This window comes from Methylobacterium sp. SD274, assembly GCF_017355285.1.
GTDB lineage: Bacteria > Pseudomonadota > Alphaproteobacteria > Rhizobiales > Beijerinckiaceae > Methylobacterium.
This window is the reverse complement of the sequence record NZ_JADIJP010000001.1, coordinates 321,808-340,359: the sequence shown is the minus strand read 5'-3', so window position 1 is coordinate 340,359 and position 18,552 is coordinate 321,808. Positions and strand designations below refer to the sequence as shown.

General features: G+C 65.3%; 16 protein-coding genes. 5 read left to right on the top strand and 11 right to left on the bottom strand.

What is annotated here, in order from left to right:
• Window positions 1-181: 181 nt before the first annotated feature.
• Entirely contained in the window at window positions 182-1,921 is a 1,740-nt protein-coding gene (locus IPV08_RS01590; RefSeq protein WP_082469909.1) for an MFS transporter, read from the top strand.
• A gap of 218 nt (window positions 1,922-2,139) precedes the next feature.
• Here IPV08_RS01590 and IPV08_RS01585 read toward each other — a convergent pair whose 3' ends face one another.
• From IPV08_RS01585 to IPV08_RS01575, 3 genes are all read right to left on the bottom strand, one after another.
• Window positions 2,140-3,510, bottom strand: a complete 1,371-nt coding sequence (locus IPV08_RS01585) for a DUF2252 family protein (protein WP_207410330.1) — start codon at window positions 3,508-3,510, stop codon at window positions 2,140-2,142.
• A 57-nt stretch (window positions 3,511-3,567) separates the two neighbouring features.
• Window positions 3,568-5,166, bottom strand: coding sequence for a bifunctional phosphoribosylaminoimidazolecarboxamide formyltransferase/IMP cyclohydrolase (purH, locus tag IPV08_RS01580; RefSeq protein ID WP_207410329.1), 1,599 nt, complete (start codon window positions 5,164-5,166; stop codon window positions 3,568-3,570).
• 73 nt (window positions 5,167-5,239) lie between these two features.
• A complete protein-coding gene (locus tag IPV08_RS01575; RefSeq protein WP_207410327.1) occupies window positions 5,240-7,024 on the bottom strand; it encodes a heparinase II/III family protein in 1,785 nt (594 codons plus the stop codon).
• Between the two features lie 413 nt (window positions 7,025-7,437).
• Between IPV08_RS01575 and IPV08_RS01570 the strand changes: the two genes are divergently transcribed.
• A complete protein-coding gene (locus IPV08_RS01570; RefSeq protein WP_246747712.1) occupies window positions 7,438-7,965 on the top strand; it encodes a hypothetical protein in 528 nt (175 codons plus the stop codon).
• A gap of 28 nt (window positions 7,966-7,993) precedes the next feature.
• Here the strand turns inward: IPV08_RS01570 and IPV08_RS01565 are convergent, their stop codons facing one another.
• Window positions 7,994-9,136 carry a hypothetical protein gene (locus IPV08_RS01565; RefSeq protein WP_207410325.1) on the bottom strand — a complete coding sequence of 381 codons (1,143 nt, stop codon included), beginning with the start codon at window positions 9,134-9,136 and terminating at the stop codon, window positions 7,994-7,996.
• A gap of 8 nt (window positions 9,137-9,144) precedes the next feature.
• Window positions 9,145-10,542: an RsmB/NOP family class I SAM-dependent RNA methyltransferase gene (locus IPV08_RS01560; protein ID WP_207410323.1), complete on the bottom strand. Its 1,398-nt coding sequence runs from the start codon at window positions 10,540-10,542 to the stop codon at window positions 9,145-9,147.
• A gap of 86 nt (window positions 10,543-10,628) precedes the next feature.
• On the opposite strand from IPV08_RS01560, the gene IPV08_RS01555 reads away from it, so the two are divergent.
• A complete protein-coding gene (locus IPV08_RS01555) occupies window positions 10,629-10,847 on the top strand; it encodes a DUF1674 domain-containing protein (protein WP_207410321.1) in 219 nt (72 codons plus the stop codon).
• An 8-nt stretch (window positions 10,848-10,855) separates the two neighbouring features.
• On the opposite strand, the gene IPV08_RS01550 is transcribed toward IPV08_RS01555, so the two are convergent.
• Window positions 10,856-11,371: a L,D-transpeptidase gene (locus tag IPV08_RS01550; RefSeq protein WP_207410320.1), complete on the bottom strand. Its 516-nt coding sequence runs from the start codon at window positions 11,369-11,371 to the stop codon at window positions 10,856-10,858.
• A gap of 187 nt (window positions 11,372-11,558) precedes the next feature.
• Window positions 11,559-12,209, bottom strand: a complete 651-nt coding sequence (bluB, locus tag IPV08_RS01545; RefSeq protein WP_207410318.1) for a 5,6-dimethylbenzimidazole synthase — start codon at window positions 12,207-12,209, stop codon at window positions 11,559-11,561.
• A gap of 456 nt (window positions 12,210-12,665) precedes the next feature.
• On the opposite strand from bluB, the gene IPV08_RS01540 reads away from it, so the two are divergent.
• Window positions 12,666-13,040, top strand: coding sequence for a DUF2794 domain-containing protein (locus IPV08_RS01540; protein WP_207410308.1), 375 nt, complete (start codon window positions 12,666-12,668; stop codon window positions 13,038-13,040).
• Between the two features lie 9 nt (window positions 13,041-13,049).
• Here the strand turns inward: IPV08_RS01540 and IPV08_RS01535 are convergent, their stop codons facing one another.
• From IPV08_RS01535 to IPV08_RS01520, 4 genes are all read right to left on the bottom strand, one after another.
• The gene (locus IPV08_RS01535; RefSeq protein ID WP_207410307.1) at window positions 13,050-13,241 is read right to left on the bottom strand and encodes a hypothetical protein; all 192 of its coding nucleotides are present in this window, start codon (window positions 13,239-13,241) and stop codon (window positions 13,050-13,052) included.
• Window positions 13,242-13,394: 153 nt separating this feature from the next.
• The gene (locus IPV08_RS01530; protein WP_056432147.1) at window positions 13,395-14,162 is read right to left on the bottom strand and encodes a Bax inhibitor-1/YccA family protein; all 768 of its coding nucleotides are present in this window, start codon (window positions 14,160-14,162) and stop codon (window positions 13,395-13,397) included.
• 306 nt (window positions 14,163-14,468) lie between these two features.
• Entirely contained in the window at window positions 14,469-17,039 is a 2,571-nt protein-coding gene (locus IPV08_RS01525) for an FtsX-like permease family protein (RefSeq protein WP_207410306.1), read from the bottom strand.
• Between the two features lie 39 nt (window positions 17,040-17,078).
• Window positions 17,079-17,852, bottom strand: a complete 774-nt coding sequence (locus tag IPV08_RS01520; RefSeq protein WP_244477881.1) for an ABC transporter ATP-binding protein — start codon at window positions 17,850-17,852, stop codon at window positions 17,079-17,081.
• 72 nt (window positions 17,853-17,924) lie between these two features.
• Between IPV08_RS01520 and IPV08_RS01515 the strand changes: the two genes are divergently transcribed.
• Window positions 17,925-18,548 (top strand): arylesterase, encoded by a 624-nt coding sequence (locus tag IPV08_RS01515; RefSeq protein WP_246747711.1) that lies wholly within the window; start codon window positions 17,925-17,927, stop codon window positions 18,546-18,548.
• Window positions 18,549-18,552: the final 4 nt, after the last annotated feature.

Here is an 18,552-nt window from a genome sequence, read left to right as displayed (position 1 = left end):
TCCGTGAGCGGCAAGACCAATGCGCGCCAGGACTTGAGCGACTGCGAACGCCGACGCAGCGCCCAAGTTTCTGAAGTGATGAAAGCCAGGCCTGCAAAAGCCTGGAAGTAAAAAAATTTTGGAGGATTCCCCCATGTCTGCAACGTCAGCGGTCCCATTACCAAAGGAAGCCGCACGGCCCATGAGTGCCGGCGAGAAGAAGGTCATTCTGGCCTCCTCGCTCGGTACCGTGTTCGAGTGGTACGATTTCTATCTCTATGGATCGCTGGCCGCGATCATCGGCGCGCAGTTCTTCTCGGCCTATCCGGAAGCCACGCGCAACATTTTCGCCCTGATGGCCTTCGCAGCGGGCTTTCTGGTCCGCCCCTTCGGCGCACTGGTGTTCGGACGTCTCGGCGACCTTGTGGGCCGCAAGTACACCTTCCTCGTGACCATCCTGATCATGGGCATCTCGACCTTTGTGGTCGGACTTCTGCCATCCTACGCCACGATGAACGAGTACGGCGTCGGTTGGGTCGCGCCCGTGGCGCTGCTGGCTCTGCGCATGCTCCAGGGTCTCGCCCTCGGTGGTGAGTATGGCGGCGCAGCGGTCTACGTGGCCGAGCACGCTCCCCCCGGGCGTCGCGGTTTCTACACGGCCTTCATCCAGACCACGGCGACCCTCGGGCTGCTGCTGTCGCTGATGGTGATCCTGTTCACCCAGATCTACGTCAACGCGAACTACGCGCCCGTCGCCACCACCCTCGCCGATGGTTCGGCCGGGACGATCACGCCCTTCGCCGCCTGGGGCTGGCGCATTCCATTCCTGGTCTCGATCGTGCTGCTCGGCGTCTCGGTCTGGATCCGTCTGCAGATGCAGGAGAGCCCGGCCTTCAAGAAGATGAAGGACGAGGGCACCGGCTCGAAGGCGCCGCTCTCCGAGGCGTTCGGCCAGTGGCGCAACGCCAAGTGGGCGCTCCTCGCCCTGCTCGGCCTCACCGCCGGCCAGGCCGTGGTCTGGTACACCGGCCAGTTCTACGCGCTGTTCTTCCTTCAGACGATCCTGAAGGTCGATCAGTTCACGGCAAACGTGCTCATCGCCTGGTCGCTCATCCTCGGCACCGGCGGATTCCTGTTCTTCGGGGCGCTCTCCGACAAGATCGGCCGCAAGCCGATCATCCTCGGCGGTTGCGTCATCGCGGCACTGACCTTCTTCCCGCTGTTCAAAGCGCTGACCGCTGCGGCCAACCCGGCCCTGCACGCGGCCCAGCAGAGCACGCAGGTGGTGGTGAAGGCCGACCCGGCGGATTGCTCGTTCCAGTTCAATCCGGTGGGAACGGCCAAGTTCACCAATTCCTGCGACATCGCCAAGGCGCTGCTCGCCCGGTCCGCGGTGAACTACACCACCGAGCCGGTCGCTCCCGGCACCAAGGCCACCGTCACCGTCGCCGGCAAGGAATTCGCCGCTGCCGATCCGGCCTTCGCCAAGGATATCGGCGCCGCGCTCACGGCCGCCGGCTACCCTGGCGCCAACAACCCGAGCATCGTGAAGATCGCCATCGAACCGAAGGACGGCCTGTCGAACTTCGCCAAGATGATCGACATCTTCTCGGTCCAGAAACTGACGATCATCGGTATTCTGACGATCCTCGTCCTCTACGTGACGATGGTCTACGGCCCGATCGCGGCGGCTCTCGTCGAGCTCTTCCCGACGCGTATCCGCTACACCTCGATGTCGCTGCCCTACCATATCGGCAATGGCTGGTTTGGCGGCCTTCTGCCGGCCACCGCCTTCGCCATGGTAGCCCAGACCGGCGACATCTATTTCGGCCTCTGGTACCCGATTGTCATCGCCCTCGCGACGGCCGTCATCGGTGCCCTGTTCATCCCCGAGACCAAGGACAGGGACATCTTCACCTGGGACGACCGCCCGGCACGCTAGAGTTCGAGGCGTAGAACTGGGCCGGGGCTCAACCCCGGTCCACCTTGAGCAAGTGCTTCAACGGCGTCGGTGCCTTGAAGACCCGATGCCTGTTAGGCGACGATACGAAGAAGGCCCTGTCGCGAGACAGGGCCTTCTTCGTTTGTCATCTCCGACGTCGTCGAAGGGTTCGACTTATGCCGCAGGGTTCGGTCAGACCTTGCATGAGGCCTTTGCCTTCACGCAGCCTCGGCGGGCTCCTGATAGGCCTGCTTCAGCGCATCGTGGTCCGCCATCGTCTGCCACGCATAGCGCATCGCGAATTCGGCCACCGCCTCGTCGAAGGCATCGCCCTTACCGAGATAGCCGGCGATCATCGCTGCGTCCCCTGAGCGGGCATGGGCACGGGCGAGCGTGGTCCCGCAAAGTTGGGCATAGGCCTTGGGACCGCTCTCGGACATGATTTCGGCGACGGCCGACAGCTTCTTATTCTTTAACTGACGGACATAGTAGGAGCGCCCACTCGCATCGGAATAGGCGGTGCCCAGGAACATGTCGCTCGCGGCCTGCATGATGCGCTGCCCGTCGATGACGCGCTGACCTTCGGATGCGAGGAAGAAGGGGCTCAGGGCGAGCTGCGCCAGCACCGAAGGCCGGGCTTCCTTGATTTGCAGGAAAAGCGGCGCGCCATCCGCGTCGGTATACAACCCCACGGCGCAGACCGTGCCCACTGAGCCGATCCCCACCACCTTGAGGGCGACATCGCGCTGCATGTAGCGCAGAGCCAGCAGGTTCCGGTCGGCCTGAAGGCTTTGCGGGTAGGCGAGCAACGCGGCGGCCGCTTCCTGCACCGCCTCGGTCAGACCGTTCGGCCCTTCATGGAAGACGGTCGGGGCCTTGTCGGCGATGCGCCACAAACACGGATCGGCGCCAAAGCTCGCAGGATCGAGGTCCGGTGCATCGCCATGGCTGAGGCCGTCGGCGGTCTCGGAAGCCGCGTCGGACAGGAGGCGGCGGCACAGATCTCCGTCGCCGAGGCGACCGATTTCGTGATCGAGATCGATCCGGCTGTGCCAGATGGCGAGCGGCGAGAGATGCGACAGGTCACGCATATGTTCGCGATAAGCCCGGACGCTTGCCCGAGCCGCACGATGTGCCCGGTCCTCGCCCTGAGGCAGGGCGGCGACAGCAACACTGGCGGCGAGGCGCTTCACATCGATCGTGAAATCGACGTTCCAGAGCGTCTCGTCGAAATCGTTGATGTCGAACAGGGTCTGGCCCTCGGCGCTGCGATACACGCCGAAATTGCCGATGTGGCAATCGCCGCAGGCCTGGACGGGAATGCCCGGAACCGCAACGCCCGCGAGGTCGGCGGCCATCACGGCGGCAGCCCCACGCAGGAACGCAAATGGGTTTGCCCGCATCCGCTCGTGCCGCAGAGGGATCAGTTCGAGCAACCTGCCCGAATCGTTCGCCCGGAGAACCGCGAGCGGATCGCGGTTCTCGGCAGGATACCAGTCGGCATGGGATTCACGGGGAACCGCATCGCGCAAGCGCTTACCGGCCGCTCGGCGCTGGGCGCGATCGGGGGAAGGAGAGATGTTCGTCATGGAAGAAAGCCTCGACAAGGCGATGCGCGCAGGCCGTTTGCCGCGCACCGCGCGGCATCAGTGCCGGAAGTGACGATGCCCTGTAAACACCATGGCGAGACCGGCTTCGTCGGCGGCCTTGATTACGTCGGCGTCACGCATCGATCCGCCCGGCTGAATCACCGCGGTGGCGCCGGCTTCCGCCGCCGCGATCAGGCCATCGGCGAAGGGGAAGAACGCGTCCGAGGCAACCACAGAGCCCTTGGCTAGGCTCTCGGTCGCACCGATGCGTTTGGCGCCCTCCGCCGCCTTCCAGGCGGCGATACGTGAGGAATCGACCCGCGACATCTGTCCTGCGCCGATCCCCACCGTAGCACCGTCGCGCGCGTAGACGATGGCATTCGACTTGACGTGCTTGGCGACGCGGTAAGCGAAGCGCATGTCTGCGTATTCCTGGGTCGAGGGCTCGCGCTTCGTCACCACCTTCAGCGTCATGTCGTCGACCACCGCGGCGTCGCGGCCCTGAACGAGGATGCCGCCGGCGAGGTTGCGCATGGCGAAGCCCTTGGCGCGCGGGTCGGGAAGAGCGCCCGCGAGGAGGAGACGCAGGTTCTTCTTGGCCGCGACGATGGCGATCGCCTCTTCGGTGGCGTCCGGCGCGATGATCACCTCGGTGAAGATCTCGACGATCCGCGCAGCCGATTCGGCATCCAGTGTGCGGTTGAGGGCGACGATGCCGCCGAAGGCCGAGGTCGGGTCGCAGGCCAGAGCCCGCTCATAGGCCTCCGCCAGCGTAGGACCTTCGGCGACGCCACAGGGATTGGCGTGCTTGATGATCGCCACCGCGGCGGCGCGGGCCGGATCGAACTCGGCTACACATTCGTAGGCCGCGTCGGTGTCGTTGAGGTTGTTGAAGGACAGCTCCTTGCCTTGGAGCTGGCGGGCGCTCGCCACGCCGGGCCGAACGAGGCCGGGCGTCCGGTAGAAGGCCGCCGATTGGTGTGGGTTCTCGCCGTAGCGCAGGGATTGGGCGAGCGTGCCGCCGAAAGCGCGGTAGGCAGGCGCCTCATCCATCTCGACATGGTCGGCAAGCCAGGACGCAATCGCAGCATCGTAGGAGGCGGTGCGGGCAAAGGCCTTCTGGGCAAGGCGCTTTCGAGTCGCCGCTCCGAGCGCACCGTTGCCGGCCTCGAGCTCGGTGAGGATGGCAGCGTAATCAGCCACATCCACCACCACAGCCACGTCGGCGTGGTTCTTCGCGGCGGCGCGAATCATGGCCGGACCGCCGACATCGATGTTTTCCACCGCATCGTCATAGCCGCAGGGTTTCGCGATCGTCGCCTCGAACGGGTAGAGATTGACCACGAGAAGATCGATGGCGCCGATGCCGTGTGCGGCAAGTGCGGCCTGGTGCTGAGGGTCGTCGCGCACTGCAAGCAGGCCGCCATGCACAGCCGGGTGCAGGGTCTTCACCCGTCCGTCCATCATCTCGGGAAAACCGGTGATCTCGGCCACCTCCGTGACAGGAAGCCCCGCCTCGGTGAGCGCCCGATGGGTGCCGCCGGTGGAGACCAGGGCCACGCCACGCTCGGACAGCGCGCGGGCGAAATCCACGAGACCCGTCTTGTCGGAAACGGAAAGAAGTGCGCGGGCAACCCGCGCCTGATCATGCGACATCGTCGAGAACCGTCCGGCACAGGGCAGATCCTGCCCCTCAAAGGCGCGGGTACCACATGTGACGCCCTATCGGCTACCGCGCCGCGTCATCGGCCATGGAAGCGTCACGCACGGCGGGTTCGCCCCGCCCCGGCGCCTGTGCGATGTGCAGGAAGCGCCATCGCACCGGGGCGCCCTCCCCGGCCGTGACATACAGGACGATCTGGTCGGTTCGGCGCGCACCGGTGAGACCCGCGAAATAGACGCTCTCCTCCAGCGCTACCGCAGCGCCCTCGGCCTCGAACCGCCAGACCTCCCCCAGGGGCGAGGCGAGATCGACCCCACCGCCGACCGCCGCATTGGCCGCGATGGCGGGGTGCAGATGGAAGCGGATTGCCGCCTCGGGCGGACGTAGCCGGATCCGGTTGCCCTTATGGGCCACCGGAACGAAGGCATCCTCGCCTTCTAGCCCCGCCCCGTCGGGCAGGAGGCGCCAGCGGCGCTCATGGACGATCCCGAACTCGGCGGCATAGCCGTCATGGCGTCCGGCCAGGATCAACGTTCCGCCATCGCTCGTCCGCTCGGATTTGACGGCGCGCGGACCGCGCACGAGCACGGGACCGATCCGCTTGATGAGCCAGTCCGAGGCCCAGCGACTGCCCAGTCCTTCGCTGGCACCGAGGAATCGGCATGAGGACGAATCCCCTATCGTCGCCGTGGAATGGGCGGCGGTGCTGCGGGCGAGGCGACGCAATTCCGGGCCGCTCGCCGGCAGGCCGCAATTGATGACCACTCGCTGGGGGCCGCTCGACATCTCGAAGGAAAGGCAGCCGGCCCCCGCATTCATCGAGAAGGGCAGCGGCGGCGGCGCCCCCACATCAGCGACTAAAACGACACGGCCGCTTTCCAGCCGCTCGTAGCCGGAATTCGGCGCATGCATCAGCGGCTGCGCCAGGGCCCCGTCATAGACCAGCAAGGTGGCGAGATGGTCCGCCGCCGTGGCGCCCATGCCGTTGAAATGGCTCAGGGACGCATCGCCGTGGCGCAGGAGCCGCAGCAACGGGAGCATCCGGTCGATCGCGTGAAGCAGAGCCTCCGGCGGGTCGAGGCTGCGGCTCAGGAAACTTTGGCGCAGGGGTAGGAGATCGAGCAGGAGCTCCATGGCGAAGCGCGGATCGCGGCTGCGATGCCCGCCATCCGCCATGATCTGCCGATCGAGTTCGCGAGACAGGATGCGGGTGGCCCGGCGCAGGATCGGCTGGATGCCCTCGCAGCACAGGCCGGCATAACACAGCGCCACCACCGCCAAGAGCCGCGATTGCGGCGGCAGGCCACGGCGCAGGGAGCGTTCGAGGTCTCTTGCGCCGCGCCCGACGGCCTTGAGGAAGGCTTGGTAGAAGGCATGGTCCGCGCCTTCCAGAACCAGCGGCGACTGACAGAGGAAGGAGATCAACCGCCGCGCGGCAACGGGGACGGGCGCGGCCAGAGTCTCATCGCCACGGCCAGCGATGAAATCCGCCACGAAGGCTCGGGCATTGGCTCGAGCCAGAGCCGTATCGGCGGCGCGCAGATGGCGCAGCCATCCGAATCCGTAGAACGCATCCGCCCATTCCGGTGACGGCGGCGCATAGTCGAACGGTGACCGACCGCTCACGGAAAGAGAGCGTCCCGCGAAAACGAAGAGGCCGGCATAGATGTCGTCGGCAAAGGTGGCGTCGCTGGTGCGCAGATCGTGCGGGGCGATGACCAGGGCGCTGACGCGCGCCCGCGCGAGCAGGTCTGGACTCGCCGTCAGGCGTGCGGACACACCCCGCGCCGAGCGGACGATCTCCCGCCCGACGAGCCGATAGAACCGCCAGCGATCAGCCCCCCAACCCACGCACACCTTTCCTCCAGCGCCCAGACCCGATTGGGCCCTCGCGCCAGATGTCGCCCATCACGAAAGCTAAGCCGTGCGTATTAACCAACGATTAAGGATGCCGACACTGCCCACGATGCATAGGCCGATCTGCGCACGGGTTTTTGCCTTCGAGCCGGAGCCATCCACTGGGGCGAGGCGTGGCACCAAGCTGAATCGTCGAACTGTATTTTTTGGCAAACTCGGCTGGAACGGTTGAATGCTGCACAGGTTATACACAGCGTCCAGCGAGCTTCTCCGCTGTAGCCTCCAGCAATGGCAGTGTGTCCATGACTGTCATCCCAGTCGCCAAGCGTGCCGGCCTCTTGATATCGGCAGCAGCGTTATTGTGCACATCTAGCGCAGCGATGGCGCAAAACGCTCAAGACCGTGGCTTGGGCGGACTTTTCGAGGCGCTGTTCTCTCCCGCCCGTCCTGCTGTCGAGCAGCAGCAAGCCGTCCCCGTGCCCCAATTTGAGCGCCGGCTTCCGTCGATCCGGCGCGAAGCCAGCCGCCCCCGTCCGAAGATCCGTTATGCCGCCCTGCCGAAGAGCGAGCCGCTGCAGCTTCATATCGCCGAGCGCCAGACGCCGATCTCCATGTCTTCTGGACCGATGAACGCCCTGCTAAAGGATCCGACCCTACGTCCGGGCGACATTGTCGTGCTGAAGGACGGTGCGCGTGTCTTTACCGGCAACGAGGACAAGACTCACACGGTGCGGGATTTCGAGCCGGTGAGCCGTTCCGCCTCGGTCGATCGCAAGACCAAGGCACTTCTGTCCATGATGATCGCACCGATGGGTGCATTGCCGCCCGACGAGGTGCGCAAGTTCATGGCGCGGCTGAAGAAGAACACACCTGCCAGCGATCAAAACAGCGATGCGCAAGTGCAGACCGTCTCCATGCGAATCATTACACCGTAAGGCCGACACCGATACTCTTTTTAGACGCCTATCTCAGATAGGTCACGCTGTACAAGGTCTTCCTAAGCTCGCTTTCCGTGACCCAGATGCGTCCGTTGTCGCAACGTTCACGGATGCCGTCGCGCATGCGACCGCAATATTCACCGGTATTGTCCTGGATTCTATACTGGCAGGTGCCCTCTGCCTTGCGGCGGCCGATGACCGGGCTCGCATGATCGGCGAACAGGTCCGGGTCTTTGGGATCGCGGTCTTCGAGAAGGTACCAGCTATACCCAACTGTCGGCACACGGCCACGGTCGAGTGCGTAATCGACCATGGCCAGGATTCGGTCGAGTTTTTGCCTGCCCGGATGACGGCCGGACTCGAGCATGTCCGCGAAATCGGCCTGGCTCGCCGCCACACGGTAGGAGACCGGCAGGAGCGGCACCGGCAGCGGCACACGACGGCAAACGGCCTCCACATGGGCGATCCATGCTGCGTTGAATGAATCAGCCCGCCGCCCACGCAAGTGGGAAGCGGTTGCAGCCACAGCACGAAAGCTTTGTCGCGCCGGGTGAAGCCTTGTCCGGTAGCGCAGCGAACGCAATGTCGGCATCACGTAGCGATAGCCATCATTGGACGGCAGGTCGCGGTCCTCGCAATACCCGCCGATGTTGTAGAGGAGCGCCGCCGTGTCCTCCTCACCGCCTTCGATCTTGTCGAAATACGGTTCCAGGGCTGGGTTACCGTCCTTGGTGACCTCGGCGGTATTGCGACTCCAGGCGATGTCGGCCCGGTAGGCCGGATGCGCACGGAGATGACGCTTGAGATGCGGGTCCGAAATCGTCGCAAGCCTGGCTGGGTCGGCGAAATAGAATTTCGTCGCCACATCCAAGGGAGAGACCGGCCTGCCGACGCGGTGCGAAATCATGTCCGCCGTGGCATAGGCAAAGCAGATCGCACTCTCACCTTGGTTCAGCGGCAGGTCCTTCGGTGAGGGCGAGATGCCTACATCCTGGGTCCCTGTATGAATCTCGAAAGGAATCGTCGCCGAGACCGAGGCGCAGGTCGCATTGCGGGTATAGGTCGGCGCAACCGGCAGGATTCGGCGGTCGATCTCGTCGGCCCCAGCTTGGCCGAGGAGAAGAAGCCCCCCGAACAGGCCGGCAATGGCATGGCGGGGGGCACGCACCGTGCGTCCTACGCCTTCCGAACCAGACGGCTCGCGAAGAACCCGTCGATCCCGCCGCGCGCCGCAAGCGGCCCTTCCTCGCCGGTGGTCGTTTCGCCGGAGAGGTGCGAGGGCAGCGTCCGAAGATCGCCGTCGCCATTGATGAGTTCTTCGAGGCCGCCAATCTCCTCGACGCGAATCGGAAGCCGCTCGAAAGCCGGATTGCGTGCGAGGAAGGCCGCGACCTGTCCCTCACCTTCCTCGGGTTCCAGCGAGCAGGTGCAATAGACGAGACGCCCACCCGGCTTCACAAGGGTGGCGGCACGGTCGAGCAGGCGGCGCTGCAGACCGGCAAGGCGTCCGATATCGCCACCGGCCTTGGTCCAGGCGACGTCCGGATGCCGCCGGATCGTGCCGGTCGCCGAGCATGGCGCATCGAGAAGCACGGCGTCGAACGTATCGGCATCGCTCTCGGGCAACTGAGTAGCGTCGCCGATGCGGATTTCGGCCTTGAGGCCGAGGCGCGTGAGATTCTCCGTCAGACGCTCGAGGCGCTGGGCCGAACGATCCACGGCGACCACTTCCGCCCCCATGGCGGCGAGCTGAGCGGTCTTGCCGCCCGGTGCCGCGCAGAGATCGGCCACGCGCTGCCCCGGTCCGACTGCGAGCAGGCGCGCCGGGATGGCGGCGGCGGCGTCCTGCACCCACCACGCGCCCTCAGCATATCCGGGGAGTTCCGAAACCGCAGAACGGACCTCGTGCAAGCGGATGCTGCCAGTGGGAAGAGCGACGCCGCCGAGGCGATCGGCCCATTCCGCGGCCGGTCCACGCGGCGTGATGTCGATCGCGGCGCCGGAGAGATGAGCCGAGGCGATGGCTCGGGCAGTGTCGGGTCCGTAGGCGGCGCTCCAGCGAGCGGCGAGCCAGTCCGGCGTATTTTGCGCCAGGGGATCGGACGCCTCTGCCGCGATGGCGTCCCGCTCGCGGATCACCCGACGCAGGATGGCGTTCACGAGGCCCGGCGTGTGCTGAAGGTAGGGGTCACCCTTGGCGAGGCGCACCGAAAGATCGACGGCGGCATGGTCCGGCACGTTGAGATCGAGGATCTGAACGGCGCCGGTCACGAGGAGAGCCACCAGTCGTGGCTGATCCGGCGGCAGGCCCTGGTTCATCCGAGCCGAAAGCATTCGCCGCAGGAAGCCGAGGCGGCGGAAGGTGGCGGTGGCAATGGCGCGGGCGAGGGACGCATCGGCCGCATCGAGGCCTGCGTCACGACCCGCCTGAGCGAGGGCGTCTTCGAGCGCGAAAGCCCGTCCCTGAACGAGGAGATCGGCCACGGCGGCATGCGCCACCTGCCGGGCGGCGAGGCCCGGAACGGTGCGGTCGATCGTCGTCGTCGGCCCGTCCGCGTTGCGGCGTGTCGCCATGAATGCCACTTTCCGTGTCCGAGGCTCGGTTACCCGAAGCCAGTTCCAACGGATGCCCTCCCATCCGGCCCACTGAGATGCAAGCCATGACAACGCCCGACAACGACGAAAACGCCGAGATCCCGCCCCGCGCGGGGCTGACACCCGCCGCCGAGCGTGCTTTGGCCGAGGCTGCCGACCGGCGCGCGGCCATCGATGCGAAGGCGGCGGAGATATCCGCCGCGCGAGAGCGCCAGGGCCGTGGCGGCCTCGAGCCTGTTCGTTACGACGATTGGGAAGTGAAAGGCATCGCCGTCGATTTCTAAGCGAGGTCTCAGCGCGTGACGTAGACCTGCGTTCCAACGGAGACGCGCCCGTAGAGATCGACCACATCCTGGTTGTACATGCGGATGCAGCCGTAAGATGCGTATGTGCCCACCGAGTTCGGGCGGTTGGTGCCGTGAATGGCGTATTCACCGCCGGCAAGCGTCATTGCCGCCGCGCCCATTGGGTTATGCGGCGAGCCGCCGGCGATGACGTCGGGCAGTCGCGGATTGTCGCGCTTCACCTCCCGCGGCGGCGACCAGGCCGGCTCCACATACTTGCCGTCGATCTTGGTGGCGCCGGTCCATTGCTTGCCGGGCTTGCCCACCGCCACCGGATAGCGGATCGCCGTGCCGTCACCGTTGACGAGGTAGAGCCTTCGCTCTGAGGTTCTGACCACGACCGTGCCGGGCATGACCGCTTGATCAAAGGCAACGAGCTCACGGGATGCGGCGGGTGTCGCCGCAAACCCGACACTGAGGATTGTTCCGGCCAGATAAACAGTGAACCCCTTACGCGCGAACATTTGGTGTCGTCCTCGAAACCGTGACCGTGAGCTTCACGATAAGCAGCTCTCGAAGTTGCGGTTCCGGTTACCGGAGCGCCCTATCCGGGGGATACGCACGCATATCGCGCCGGGCAGTTAAGCGTGGCCTAGGTTGTTCCGGATAAAAGCGAATGATCCGGGTAGGCTTTCGTTAAGACCGGTAGCTTCACCGCTCCAGCAGCCCGGTCGCCGCCCTGTCCCGCTCCTGCCAGCCATGCCGGACGAGTTCGGGATCCTCGTGCTCCTCCACGGGATAGCCAACGCAGAGATAAGCGACGAGGCGCCACGTCGGAGGAACATCGAGAAGGCGGGTAACCCCGTCCGGCTCGATGATCGAGACCCAGCCCACACCGATCCCATGGGCGCGCGCTGCCAGCCAGAATGTATGCACGGCGGTCACCACCGAGTAGCGCAACATTTCCGGCATGGTGGCGCGGCCGAGCCCGTAGCCGCATTCCGTCGCTTCGTCGCAGAAGACCACAAGATGGATCGGCGCCTCGCGCAAACCCGCAAGCTTCAGCCGGTTATAGGCTTCCCGACGCTCTGAATCGTAGGTTTCCGCCGCACTGCCGTTGCAGCGCTCGAAATTATCAACCACCGCCGCCCGCCTGTCAGGATCGGTGACGCGGACGAAGCGCCACGGCTGGCTGTTGCCGACCGATGGACTCAGACAAGCAAGGTCGAGGCATTGGCGCAAGACGGCGTCGTCGACCGGATCGGCCCGAAAGCGGCGCACGTCTCGACGCCAGGCAATCAGGTCGCCAAGCGTCTCGCGAAAGCCGGGGTCGAAACTCGTCACGAACGGACACCTCCTCATTGCGGGCTTATGACCGCTGGACCCTGTTAGCGACCAATGCCGAGATGCACAGGGAGAGAAGTGATTGTGCGCCTGCCGCAGCCAGAGAGGTTTTTAAACCAGAGCACGCCCGCATGGCAGAAAAAAAGGCCGCACTCCGGAGAGGCGGCCTGAAGTCCTTGGGTCTCGAAACCTCTGGAGTGCCGCTTCCGTGGCATCGGCGAGCTCCCGAAAGCTGGGGAGCATGGATATCGGTCACCCGACCGAGCACGGAACCGACGAGGTTCGGCCACAGGTATCACCTTCTATCAAGGCCGACGATGGGCAATAACGCGGCGAAATCGTGATGTTGTGTTGCCCGTCCGTAGCCGGTGCCGCTGCGCACTCGACGGTTGGCTGGGCTTGCAGCCTCGGATCGGGAGGCCCATCATCCGCTCCTCATGGCGTCCGTTGGGTCGCCGAAACCGAGGAGCGAGGATGGACGAGAGGACCGGAGCCGAGCCGCGATCACAGGATTCCTCCAACCGCGTCGTGCCTTTCCCGACGGCCCCGGTTGTACCACAGGTCGCCTTCGACCGCTCCGAACTCAGGACCCTGTTCAACCTCTACGGCCGCATGGTGTCCGCCGGAGAATGGCGCGACTATGCCCTCGACTTCCGCCGCGACAAGGCAGTGTTCTCGATCTATCGCCGCTCGTCCGAGACGGCTTTGTTCAGGGTTGAGAAGGATCCTAAGCTCGCCCGTCGACAGGGCGCTTACTCGGTGATTTCCGCCGCCGGCATTGTACTCAAGCGCGGCCATGACCTCGCCCGCGTCCTAGCGGTGCTGGAGAAGCCCCTACGGGTAGTGTGACCCCTGACGTCACGGAAGGAAGAACGGGATCGTCTCCCATCGGATGGGGGGCCAACCCAACCGGTACGCGATCACGGAATACAGACCGCCGAGTACAACCAAACTGATGATGCCCACGACGATGCCGACACCGAAGCCGGCCCATGCGCCTGTGCCTATCGCGGCGGCAACGCTCGCGCCGACAATGGCGTAAGTCGGCATATCGCTCGAAGGTGGGGTGTCACTCCCCGAACCTCTCACGATCTTCGGCACTACAGGCTTTCCCACAGCAACATCCTAGCCTTGCTGAAGCCTACGCAAAAGGCCCCGGCGTTTCCGCCGAGGCCTTCTCGCTCCGTGTCCCATAAAGCTCGTTTAGCGACGGTCGCCGAGGAGCTGGAGGAGGAACTGGAACATGTTGATGAAGTCCAGGTAGAGGGTGAGAGCGCCGTTCACCGACAGCTTGGCCGCGCCTTCGGCGTCGGCACCGCTGTAGAGGAACATCTCCTTGAGCTTCTGCGTGTCGTAGGCGGTAAGGCCCGCGAAGATCAGGACGCCGAGAACCGAGATGGCGAACTGAAGCGCGCTGGAAGCAAGGAAGATGTTCACGATCGAGGCGATAAAGAGGCCGATCACGCCCATGATCAGGAACGAGCCCATCCCCGAAAGGCTGCGCTTGGTGGTGTAGCCGTAGAGGCTGAGACCGCCGAACGTGGCCGCCGTGATGAAGAAGACCCGGACGACACTGGCGCCCGTGAAGACGAGCAGCAGGGTCGACATCGACGCGCCCATCACCGCCGCGAAGGCGAAGAAGGTCAGTCGAGCGGACGAGGCCGACATCTTATCCATCCGCATCGTGAAGATGAAGATGAACGCGAGGGGCGCCAGCATGAGGACCCACTTCAGCGGGCTGGTGTAGAGCATCTGGCCGAACGGGGTCAGGGCGAGCTTGCCCGTCGCGGTCTGGGCGGTCGCAGCCATGTTCAGGCCAAGGGCCACGAGGCCCGAGATCCCGAGGCCGATGACCATGTTGTTGTAGACGCCGAGCATGAAGGTGCGCAGGCCCTGGTCGACCTCGACCTGCGAGCCGGCATAACCCTGCGGCTGGGCGCCGTAGCGGAAGGGGCTATTATCGAATGCCATGGGAGTTTCCCTTGGAAGCTCTCTCAGCGTGTGATTTGGAACCGAGGCTCACGCACAGGACCTCTGGCACGTGACCGCGCCTTGAGCCGAAATATGTTCCGTCATGCCGCTCCGCACAAGGGGGCGGCCGAGCTTTGTGCGCCCAGAATCATAGCTTCTGAGCGCGATCTTTATTTGCAGCCACGCGGATTAAATCGGGTTCATCATTCACCCGGCACGGTAGAGCTATAGTGACATTTCATAAAGCATGACTTTCGCCGGCTCTTTCCCACCGAACTCGCGACGATAGGCCCACCCTCGCCCGGATCAGAATCGGCGCAGGTAAGGTGCCGGCTTCTGACCGAGGATGCGCCAAGTCCCGGCAAGGCCGAGGAGGATCGCGAACGCCACCGCGAGGGCGGATGCGACGAGGGCGCCCGAGAGGTCGAGGGCGAAGTCGAGCTTCATCACGCGGGTGACGATGGCCCAACCGGCCAGCGTTCCGGCAAGGAGCCCGAACACGGCGGTGGCTAGCCCCAATGCGCCGTATTCCAGCGTGTAGGCCAGGAGCAGGCGACCCCGGGTGGCGCCCAGTACCTTCAGCACGACGGCGTCGTACAACCGGGCTCCGTGCCCCGCCGCGATGGCACCCGCGAGAACGAACAGGCTCGCCACCACGGCGACGCCACTGGCGCCACGGATCGCCAGCACCAGCTTGCCGACGATATCGTTGACCGTATCGAGAGCGTCTTTCACCCGTACGCTGGTCACAGACGGGAAGGCGCGTGCGATATCGCGTAGGATCACGGCCTCGGCCTTGGCATCCGGCCCACCGCCCAGCGTCAGGGTGGCAAGGTCCGAGTGCGGCGCGCCCCGGAAGGTACCGGGAGAGAACACCATGACGAAGTTGATGCCGAGGTTGCGCCATTCGACCTTGCGGAGATTGGCGACCGTAGCCGTCAGATTCCGCCCGAGCACGTTCACCGTGACGGTGCCGCCCACGGAGAGACTGAGACTGCGCGCCAATTCCGAGTCGAACGAGACCAGGGGTTTCACCCCCTCCTCGGCGTTCCACCAGGAGCCCGCAACGAGGTTCGATCCCTCGGGAAGATCCTCGGCATAGGTGATGCCGCGGTCGCCATCGAGCACCCAGGCTGCATCCTCCGGCGGTTTGATCGCGGCTGCCGGAACCCCGTTGATGGCGACGATGCGCCCACGCATCATCGGCACGCGCTCGATCTTGGCGCCCGGCGCGAGTTGGCCGAGTGCCGCGTGGAACCCGTCCGCTTCCGCCGCCGGGATATCGAGGAAGAACAGGTTCGGTGCACGGGCCGGCAAGGAACTTGTCAGCGTCCGGCGAACATTGGCGTCGATCAGGCTCAGCGTCACCAGCAATGTCACGCCGAGGCCCAGGGACAGGACGATGGCGGGGGTGAGGGCACCGGGGCGGTGCAGGTTGGCGAGCGCCATGCGGGGCGCGGCCGAGCGCGGGCGAGGCAGACGCCGCGCCAAAGCCATGAGGCCGAGAGCGACGAGGCGCAGGAGTCCGAAGGCAAGTCCGGCCGCCACGATGAACATCAAGGCCACCCTGCGGTCGAACGCCGTGGCGAGCGCTAGCGTTACCAGGGTCGCGAGCGCAGCGACGAGGATCAGGCGATAGCGGAGCCGCGTCTTGCGGGGGTCGGGATCGATGACGTCTCGGAACAGGCCGGAGACCGGCACATCATGGGCGTGGCCGAGAGGAATGATGGCGAAGGCGAGCGCCGTCAGAAGGCCGTAGGCAGCGGCGAGCAGCAATTCCCCTGGTGCAAGGGTCGGGTTCAGAGGCAGCGGAAGCGCATTGTGGAACAGCATGTCGAGGAGGAACGGTAATCCCGCCCCGATCACGAGGCCGAATGCGGTACCGAGGCCAGCGACCAGCATCACCTGCGTCAGGTAGATGGCGACCACTTGTCCGCCCGGCGCGCCGACGCTCTTCAGGGTAGCGATGGAGCCGCGTTTCCTCGCGACGAAGGCGTTCACCGCATTGGCAACGCCGACACCGCCGACGATCAATGCGGTGAGACCGACCAAAGTGAGGAACTGGGTGAAGCGCTCGACGCTCTTGGCAAAGCGCGGATCGGCGTTCGAGCGCGAGCGCATCTCCCAGCCCGCATCCGGTGCCGCCTTGGCGATGGCTGCGATCCGTCGCTCCAGCTCCGCATCGTCGGCTTCGGGCGCCTGGATGCGATAGCTCCAGCGGTTGAGGCTGCCCGGTCGGATCAGACCCGTCGCTTGTAGGGTCGCGGCGGAAACCAAGAGGCGCGGGCCGAAGCCGATGCCGTTGGCGATCTTGTCCGGCTCGGAGACCAGAGTGGCACGTATGGCAATCGGCATACCGGCGATCTCGATCCTATCGCCGACCTTCAGGTCGAGGCGCGTAAGAAGGAGCGGGTCGGCGACCGCGCCGAATACCCCATCCTTCTCGGCCAGCAGACCAGAGAGCGGCGTGTCGGGGTCGGTCACGAGGTCCCCGGCGGCGGGATAGGCGCCGTCAACGGCCTTCATTTCCACGAGGGCCGCGCCGTTATCGCCAGCCAGAGCCATGGCGCGCAGGGTCGTCACCACCGAAACCTTGCCCTGTGCGTCGAGGACGGCACGCTCGTCCGATGTCGCCTCACGGTTTATGAGGCTGTAGGTCAGGTCGCCGCCGAGGATGCGCTTGCCCTCGCGACCGAGACCATCCGTGAGCGAGCGCGAGATCGAGGCGACACCGGCAATGGCCGCAACGCCCAGCGCGATGCAGGCGAGGAACACCGCGAAACCGGAAAGGCCGCCACGCAATTCACGGAATGCGAGGCGGAGCGTCAGTGGAACGCGGCTCGGTTTCGGAGCGGGCCGAGGCAGGGTGCCGTGCATGGGGTCAGACCTTCCGCCGAACGCGGGAGTTCAACGGGATCACGCCGCCACCGCCTCATCCACCCGCCCGGAGCGCAGGCGCACGGTGCGGTCGCAGAGCCGGGCGAGGCCGGGATCATGGGTCACAAGGACGAGGGTCGCGCCCCGGTCGCGCTTGAGTGCGAAGAGCAGATCCACGATCTGGCGGCCCGTGGCTTCGTCGAGATTGCCGGTCGGCTCGTCGGCAACGAGAATTGCCGGGTCCGGAGCGATGGCACGAGCGATGGCGACACGCTGTTGCTCTCCCCCGGAGAGCTGGGCCGGATAATGATGGAGACGGTGTCCGAGGCCGACCGCTTCGAGCTCGGCCTTCGCTCGCTCATGTGCGTCGGCCTTGTCGGCGAGTTCGAGGGGAAGGGCGACGTTCTCCAAGGCGGTCATTGTCGGCACCAGATGGAAGGCCTGGAACACGATTCCGATGCGCCGCCCGCGAAACCGCGCCAGGGCATCCTCGTCGAGCGTCCCGAGATCGGTGCCCTCCACATGGATGCTTCCCGATTCCGCGCGCTCCAGGCCGGCCATCACCATGAGAAGCGTCGACTTGCCGGAGCCCGAGGGGCCGACCAGCCCTACAGCCTCGCCGCGCGCTACTTCGAGGGAGATGCCGCGCAGGACATGCACCCGAGCCGCCCCCCGTCCAAGACTGAGATCGATCTTCGAAAGGGCGATCGCCGGGCTCTGGACCTTGCCGGGTATCAAGGCAGGACCGATCTGTGTGAGATCATCGTCATGAACACCATAGGTCAGGGCTGTGCGCGAATGGGTCTGTGTCATACGTCACGCATCGGCGTCGATATGGTCGGTCGGAGAGCGCCGCGCCAGCACTCGCGCCGGACGGCCCTCGCGATGACGCTCTTTGCCGCACTCGGCGCTGGAATAGGAATCGGCCACGCCGCCTCCCGACCGCTCAACATCGTGGCCTTCGGCGACAGCCTCACGGCTGGTTATCGCCTGCCCTCGGCAGCGGCCTTCCCCTCAGTGCTGGAACGAGAGTTGAAGGCAAGGGGACGCGAGGTCTCCATCGCCAATGCCGGCGTATCCGGCGATACCAGCACCGGGGGCCTCGACCGGCTCGACTGGTCCGTTCCGGACGGGACCGATGGGGTGATCCTCGAACTCGGTGCCAACGACATGCTGCGCGGCACCGACCCCGCCGTGACCAAGAAGGCCCTCGACACCATCGTATCGCGCTTGAAGGCCCGCAACATTCCGGTCCTGCTCGCAGGCATGAAGGCCTCGACCAATCTCGGGCCGGATTACGTCGCACGGTTCGACGCGATTTATCCTGATCTGGCTTCGCGATACGGACTCGTCCTCTACCCGTTCTTCCTCGATGGCATCGTGGGCGACCGGCGCTTCAACCTAGAAGACGGGCTCCATCCCAATGTGAAGGGCGTCGAGACGATCGTGGCTGGCATCCTGCCCACCGTCGAGACCTTCCTCGACAAGCTCGGCACGGCGTCGAAGTAACCCG

Bases quoted from the DNA above. Each gene is read 5' to 3' on its own strand.
- IPV08_RS01535 (WP_207410307.1), bottom strand. From the start codon at position 13,241: ATGCCGACTTACGCCATTGTCGGCGCGAGCGTTGCCGCCGCGATAGGC.
- IPV08_RS01530 (WP_056432147.1), bottom strand. From the start codon at position 14,162: ATGGCATTCGATAATAGCCCCTTCCGCTACGGCGCCCAGCCGCAGGGT.
- purH (WP_207410329.1), bottom strand. From the start codon at position 5,166: ATGTCGCATGATCAGGCGCGGGTTGCCCGCGCACTTCTTTCCGTTTCC.
- IPV08_RS01540 (WP_207410308.1), top strand. From the start codon at position 12,666: ATGGACGAGAGGACCGGAGCCGAGCCGCGATCACAGGATTCCTCCAAC.
- IPV08_RS01560 (WP_207410323.1), bottom strand. From the start codon at position 10,542: ATGGCGACACGCCGCAACGCGGACGGGCCGACGACGACGATCGACCGC.
- IPV08_RS01515 (WP_246747711.1), top strand. From the start codon at position 17,925: ATGACGCTCTTTGCCGCACTCGGCGCTGGAATAGGAATCGGCCACGCC.
- bluB (WP_207410318.1), bottom strand. From the start codon at position 12,209: ATGAGGAGGTGTCCGTTCGTGACGAGTTTCGACCCCGGCTTTCGCGAG.
- IPV08_RS01550 (WP_207410320.1), bottom strand. From the start codon at position 11,371: ATGTTCGCGCGTAAGGGGTTCACTGTTTATCTGGCCGGAACAATCCTC.
- IPV08_RS01525 (WP_207410306.1), bottom strand. From the start codon at position 17,039: ATGCACGGCACCCTGCCTCGGCCCGCTCCGAAACCGAGCCGCGTTCCA.
- IPV08_RS01585 (WP_207410330.1), bottom strand. From the start codon at position 3,510: ATGACGAACATCTCTCCTTCCCCCGATCGCGCCCAGCGCCGAGCGGCC.
- IPV08_RS01520 (WP_244477881.1), bottom strand. From the start codon at position 17,852: ATGACACAGACCCATTCGCGCACAGCCCTGACCTATGGTGTTCATGAC.
- IPV08_RS01555 (WP_207410321.1), top strand. From the start codon at position 10,629: ATGACAACGCCCGACAACGACGAAAACGCCGAGATCCCGCCCCGCGCG.
- IPV08_RS01590 (WP_082469909.1), top strand. From the start codon at position 182: ATGAGTGCCGGCGAGAAGAAGGTCATTCTGGCCTCCTCGCTCGGTACC.